Below are 6,375 nucleotides of genomic sequence, written 5' to 3'. Positions count from 1 at the left end.
TTTCATAATCTTTATCATATTTTTTTGATTCTCCTTTCTTTTGAAATATAAAAAGGACGCTCATTTCTGAACGTCCAAAGAGTACGAGTATCTTGATTTCTAGTGACAAATGATTTATATTTAAAAAGTAAAAATTGCAAAAAACTAAGCGTATTTGCTAACACTCTACGGTGTATGGCAGTACACCTACGGGTATCAGCGTCTAGCAATAACAAAGGCTTCGTCTTTATTTTTTGCCATTAAGCGCCACATAAAGGATAATCGAACCACCAGCTACCACAGCTCATAGGGAACTCCTAAGGACTAATTGAGGGTTCGATCCCCCAGGAGAGGCCATATTAGCTAAAAACCGCAGTTTCATGCGGTTTTTTTATCGCAAAAGTAACTTTGGCAGTAAAATGGCAGTAATTGTTTTTTATTAACGTTTATAAATCGTAAAATTCAACATCTTTCTATCCTTATTATATATAGACATAAAGAAAGCCCAGGAGGCAACGCACTCACAGTACGCTTAGTTACCTGGCCTGGGTCTTATTTTTTAATTAAATTTTCATAAGCTTGTTCTTTTTCAACAGATTTGTTGTTTATATTCCGGTTATCAGTTTACGAATAATATTATAATCCAAAATTTCAACTAAAGAATTAGCCTTTTTCCTTTACGCTTTGAACCTTCATGAATTATTATCCCATCTTTTTACAAATTTGAAAATATCCGTTTTAAAGCTCTTAAATACCTAATCTTTCAAAGTATTCTTTTTGTATTAAAGTCGGGAATTTATCTATCAAAAGTAATAAATTTGATTCATCTTGTGTTAAATTTTTATTATAAGTGCCAGGTTTGGTGCCATTTTCATTATTTTGGGTATCTATTTCGCTACTTCTATAAATGTTAATCCTCAAATCAACATCTCCACCAATAAACTCAGGCTCTTTTAACGCCATTTCTTTTGCACCTTGAATGATACGAGGAATCCCACTACTCCAATGTTCGATTAAGTTCATATACGAAAAAGCATTTGCAAGTGCTTCATTTCTTATTTTAGAATATCCTTGTTTCATTTTTTCGATTGTTTGTCCCAATGGTAATTTACCTGGAGAAGTTATTTCTAAACGATCATCATAAATGGCAACTTGGATATTTCCATGATCTAAATATGAGCGATGAACCGCTGAGATAATAAGTAACTCACGGATAATTGCAGGTGGTATTTCATAAACATCTTCACGATAAATACCATCGATTTTAGCACCTAAACGAATATTACGAAGTACAAATTGATATGCCTGCTCTATTTGTTTTTGGATTGGTCCATTAAATTCTCTTTTATCAATAAATATTGCCTTTGTTCGTTAATCAAGATATTCCACCGATAACAATGCTCTGTTTTTTATCTTTAATGAAAATAAGATTTACCAGCTACTAAAACTCTTAAGCATAAAATCAAAGATTATATTTTCTCATAGATACCAATTTAAAATATACTATTTTAAATCTAAAGCAATATTTTCCATTATTATATAATTTAATTCATCCCAATCATAACAAATAATCAACAAATCCTTTGTTTTATCAGGATCTTTAAAAATGACATAGCCAACAATCTGATCGTTTGAAAGTAGAAAAGTATTGTGGAAATTCTTTATTCAAGGAATCATCAAGTATTTTTTGAAGATCATTAATTCTTTTTGCAGCACTACCATCAAATCTACCATAACAGATTTTTTCACTCTGTTTTAAATATTTTTTGTTATCAAGTTCAAAATAATTTTTGATCTTATTCATTATCCAACACCTGGTATATTTTATAACTCTACTCCGTTTGTTTTTATCACCTTTTGATACCAATAAAATGAATCTTTTTTATATCTTTTCATATCCATCAAATTACTGTCACTACGATTTACATAAATAAATCCATATCTTTTAGCAAAGCCTTGATGTGTTGATACTAAATCAATAGCTGACCATGGACAATATCCAAGCACTTCTACACCATCTTGCATTGCCAATTTCATTTGTTCAATATGTTTTTGATAGAAATCAATTCGGTATTGATCATGTATTTGGTTCTCTTGATCAAGAATTTCATTTCCGCCAATACCATTTTCAGTAATAAATATTGGTAAATGATAACGGCTATATACATCGTTTAAAGCAACCCTAAAGCCCACGGGATCAATTAACCAGCCGAATTCTGTTTTTTCTAACCATTTGTTTTTATATCCTAGATAAATACCTTTTTCACCAGTTGTTGTTTGCTGATCTCCTTTACCATTAAGTTCTATACCATGGTGATAAGCACCAACAGTTTGTGTATTATAGTAATTAAATGCGATAAAATCTGGTTTAGCAGCTTTTAAAATAGCAAAATCTGATTCTTCGATCTTTGGTGTACAACATTTATCTTGCATATACTTCCAAGCTAAATGATTATATTTTCCATATACTGCCATATCTAAATATAACCAGGTCCGAATAGCCTCATATACTTTTGATGCCATCACATCTTCTGGTTTAGTTGTTTTAGCATATACTGGACTTACATTAGGAGCTGGTCCAATCTTTGCTTGCGGACACATCTTATGACATAAAATCATTGCCTTAGCCTGAGCTAATAACATATGATGATTTTGTTGCATATTTTCTTGGTCCGTTAATTCTTTTAATCCTAAAATTCCACTATGCATGATCATCATATTTTGTTCATTAATTGTTAGCCAGTATTTAACCCGATCTCCAAAATGTTCAAAACAAACTTTTGCGTATTCTTCAAAAGCATCTACTGTTTCTTTATTTAACCAACCGCCCTGTTTAGCCAGTTCCAAGGGCAAGTCAAAATGAAACAGAGTTATGAATGGTTCAATACCACAATCTAGGCATTTATTGATTACTTTATTGTAAAAATCAATACCTTTTTGATTGACAGTATTTTTTCCTGTCGGAAAAATCCTTGCCCATGAGATAGCTATTCGAAAAATATTAATTCCCATTTCAGCTAACAATTCAATATCTTCTTCATAATGGTGATAAAAATCACTTGCTACTGAAAAATCAGCCTGATTAGTTGGGATATCTTTAATATCTTGAACTGTATACCCTTTTCCATCTTCCAAAGAGGCACCTTCACATTGATACGCACTAATACTTGCACCCCATAAAAAATCTTTAGTAAACTCGTTATTTTTCATGATTATTTGAATACCTCCTAGATAATAACTGTTAAAATATCATCTGTTAAACTACATTTATTTTCTTTGATTGCAATAATATCCAAATAATCATTTGTGTTTGTTATAATTACTGGTGTTTCCAAACAGTATCCTTTACTTGTGATTTTATCGATATCAAATGTTAATAATATATCACCAGCTTTAACTTGTTGACCTTTTTGAACATGAGCTTTAAAATATTTACCTTCTAATTGAACTGTATCTAAACCAACATGAATTAATACCTGGCAACCATTATCAGAAACTAATCCGATTGCATGATTTGTTGGGAATAACGCTACAATCGTCCCATCAAATGGAGCCACAACTTTTCCTAAGTTAGGGATAATAGCGATACCATCACCTAGATCTTTCCCTGCAAAGGCTGCATCATGAACTTTACTTAAATCAATAATTTCTCCTTCTAATGGAGCTTTGATGATTTCTTTAGAAATCATCTTTTTTTCTTGACTCTCAACTTCTTCTTGTTTTTTATCTTCATAATCACTATCTTTATAAACAATCATGGTCAAAATAAAGCTAACAACGGTACCTGAAACAATAGCTAAAAGAATTGGGAAAATTTGCGGATTTTCTGGATTTAATAAACCAGGAACTGCAAAAATACCTCCACCTAATGCATACTTATAAATTTTAAAAATCCCACAGAATAATCCCGTAACACAAGCTCCGATGCAAGAAATAACAAATATTTTAATTCTAGGCAATGTAACACCATAAATAGCAGGTTCTGTCGTACCTAAGATTCCAGAAATAGCTGCTGGTAAACAATCTAGCTTAACTTTTTTATTTTTAGTTTTTAAATAAATTCCCATTACAGCTGCAACTTGGGCAAACATTGTAATTGAAGAAATCGCTAGAATCGGATCTGGATTTCCTTGAAGTAAATTAACAATACTAATCATCCCAATTGTTCCATGTAAACCAATAACAACAAGAATTTGCCAAATTATACCAATAAATGCACCAGCTATTGCACTATTTAAATTATAAAGATTATTAATTAAAACTGATAGTTGTGCTGATAGATAATTAGTTACTGGACCAATAAAAGCAAATCCAATAGGAACAACTACAATCATGACAATTAAAGGCACAAACAAAGATTTTAATACTTGGGGTATAACCCTATTTAAAAAACTTTCAATTGGTTTAGCCAAGCATACGATTAAGATCGTTGGTAAAAAAGTCGATGTATATGTTGCATTTACTGTATATCCTAATAAATCTAAATCTACACCATTGATCGTTGGATAACATAAGATCCCCCCAATTAACATTCCTAAAAATGGGGAAACACCAATTTTTTTAGCAGTACAATAACCAATAAATAATGGTAAAAAGTAATAAATAGCATCACTAACAGCAGAAAATAAAGTATAAATTCCAGCATCCGAAGACATAATTCCAGTCATCGTACAAATAGTTAATAATCCTTTTAAAATACCACTAGCAGAAAGCAGCATCAAAGTAGGTCCTGTAATTGAAAAAATAAAATCAACAAACCATTTAAATCCCGTAAGTTTTTCTTCATCATTTTGTGCTGATTGAATATCTTCAATTCCAGCTTGTAAACAAACTTCTTTAAATACATCCGCAACTGCACTACCAATGACAACTTGATATTGTCCTCCAGCCTGAACTACAGTTACTACTCCAGTAGTGTTTTTCAACACTTCAGTTTTTGCAAGACTTTCATCTTTTAATTGGAATCTTAATCTTGTAACACAATGCTTAAGGTTAACAATGTTACCTTTACCGCCTACATTTTCAATAATAGTTTTTGCTAAGTTTTTATAATCTTTCATTTCAAATAACCTCCATTTCAATTTCAGCAAAAAGTAATATGAAGGTTTAGCCAACTTAATGTTACCATCCTATTATTTGTTTTATTAAAATACTTGTTTCTTACATCAACCACCACCTTTTTTATTTCAACTGTATAGCTACAGTTATTTTCTTAATTTATAAATAATTCTTTCTATATGAATCGCTAAATACATTTGTTCTTCTTTATCCAATTGATAATGATATTTTCGTTTAATTAAATCAGTTATTTTTTCCACGCATTTAAAAGACATAGCATATTTTTCTTTTACAATTTTATAAAGACTTTCATCAAAATCTTCATTTTCTTGCTTTTGCATTAATAAACGTTTTGCAAAAAATTTTAGATGAGTAATAAATCGATAGTAATATACCGAATCAACTTCATAATCAATAAGAAAGAAATATTTTACCAAGTTACATACATCCTGAGTGATTTCGATAATTTGACTTGTTTGTTCAATACTATTATTTTCATTTTCAGCATTGATAACATGCAAAGCGATAAAACCAGCTTCATCTTCTGGCAAACGAACATTCGTTTTATTAAAAATAATCTTTAAAGCTTCTATGCCAATATTGTATTCTATTTCATAAAATTGTTTGATATCCAGCAACAAAACATTTGTTAAACTTATCCCCTCTTTAAAACGATTAATGGAATTATAGATATGATCACTTAAACTAACCAATAAATTATTATTAAGTTGAATTCCCAACTTTAAACTCGCCATATTTTTAATTTCATTGGAAATTTCAATATATTCAAGCGGTATATCCGCTAACACTTCTTTTAAATAATCGTTTTTTTCATCATTTAAATTAAATGTTTTATTAATTAATGATTCATCTATTAAATCACCAACTTTTTTCTTAAAAGCAATCCCTCTACCACATACAACCTTTTCTTTTTGATTTTCTAAAACAATCACAACATTATTATTTAAAATCTTATGTATTTTCATCTATAACATCCACCCTCTCTACATTTTCATTTAACAAAATAAAACAAGCTAAACCAACGCACAAAAAATGCATTAAGGTTTAGCTTGTAAATCATCCGATAAACAATTACCATCCTCTTCGAAAGCTATTCTAACATATATTTAAGTATCTTGCAAGGGCTTTCTTTTATTTGAGTTTGGATATTTTATATTTTACTTTAATATTTACAATAATGTGCCATTATTTTTTTCATCACAAGCACTATCTTCCTGATATTCTACAATTACACTTTTTCTTTTTCCTTGATTAGCTTTTGCCTCATATAAAGCTTGATCCACCTGATGAAACAGTTTATCATATTTGACATTTTTC

General features: G+C 30.1%; 5 protein-coding genes. All 5 read right to left on the bottom strand.

The window, feature by feature from the left end; translation table 11 throughout:
* Window positions 1-726 precede the first annotated feature (726 nt).
* Window positions 727-1,137 (bottom strand): ATP-binding protein, encoded by a 411-nt coding sequence (locus tag J7M77_RS01830; protein WP_296875410.1) that lies wholly within the window; start codon window positions 1,135-1,137, stop codon window positions 727-729.
* 442 nt (window positions 1,138-1,579) lie between these two features.
* Entirely contained in the window at window positions 1,580-1,783 is a 204-nt protein-coding gene (locus tag J7M77_RS01825) for a hypothetical protein (RefSeq protein WP_296875408.1), read from the bottom strand.
* Window positions 1,784-1,803: 20 nt separating this feature from the next.
* On the bottom strand, window positions 1,804-3,189 hold the full coding sequence (locus tag J7M77_RS01820) for a glycoside hydrolase family 1 protein (RefSeq protein WP_296875406.1): 1,386 nt from the start codon (window positions 3,187-3,189) through the stop codon (window positions 1,804-1,806).
* A 17-nt stretch (window positions 3,190-3,206) separates the two neighbouring features.
* Complete coding sequence (locus J7M77_RS01815) at window positions 3,207-5,039, bottom strand: beta-glucoside-specific PTS transporter subunit IIABC (protein WP_296875404.1); 1,833 nt, start codon at window positions 5,037-5,039, stop codon at window positions 3,207-3,209.
* A gap of 144 nt (window positions 5,040-5,183) precedes the next feature.
* Window positions 5,184-6,023, bottom strand: coding sequence for a BglG family transcription antiterminator LicT (gene licT / locus J7M77_RS01810; protein ID WP_296875402.1), 840 nt, complete (start codon window positions 6,021-6,023; stop codon window positions 5,184-5,186).
* Window positions 6,024-6,375: the final 352 nt, after the last annotated feature.

The organism is Thomasclavelia sp. (assembly GCF_017889095.1).
In the GTDB taxonomy this organism is placed as follows: Bacteria; Bacillota_I; Bacilli_A; order Erysipelotrichales; family Coprobacillaceae; genus Thomasclavelia.
The sequence above is the reverse complement of the archived record's forward strand: the minus strand, read 5'-3'. Positions and strand labels throughout refer to the sequence as shown.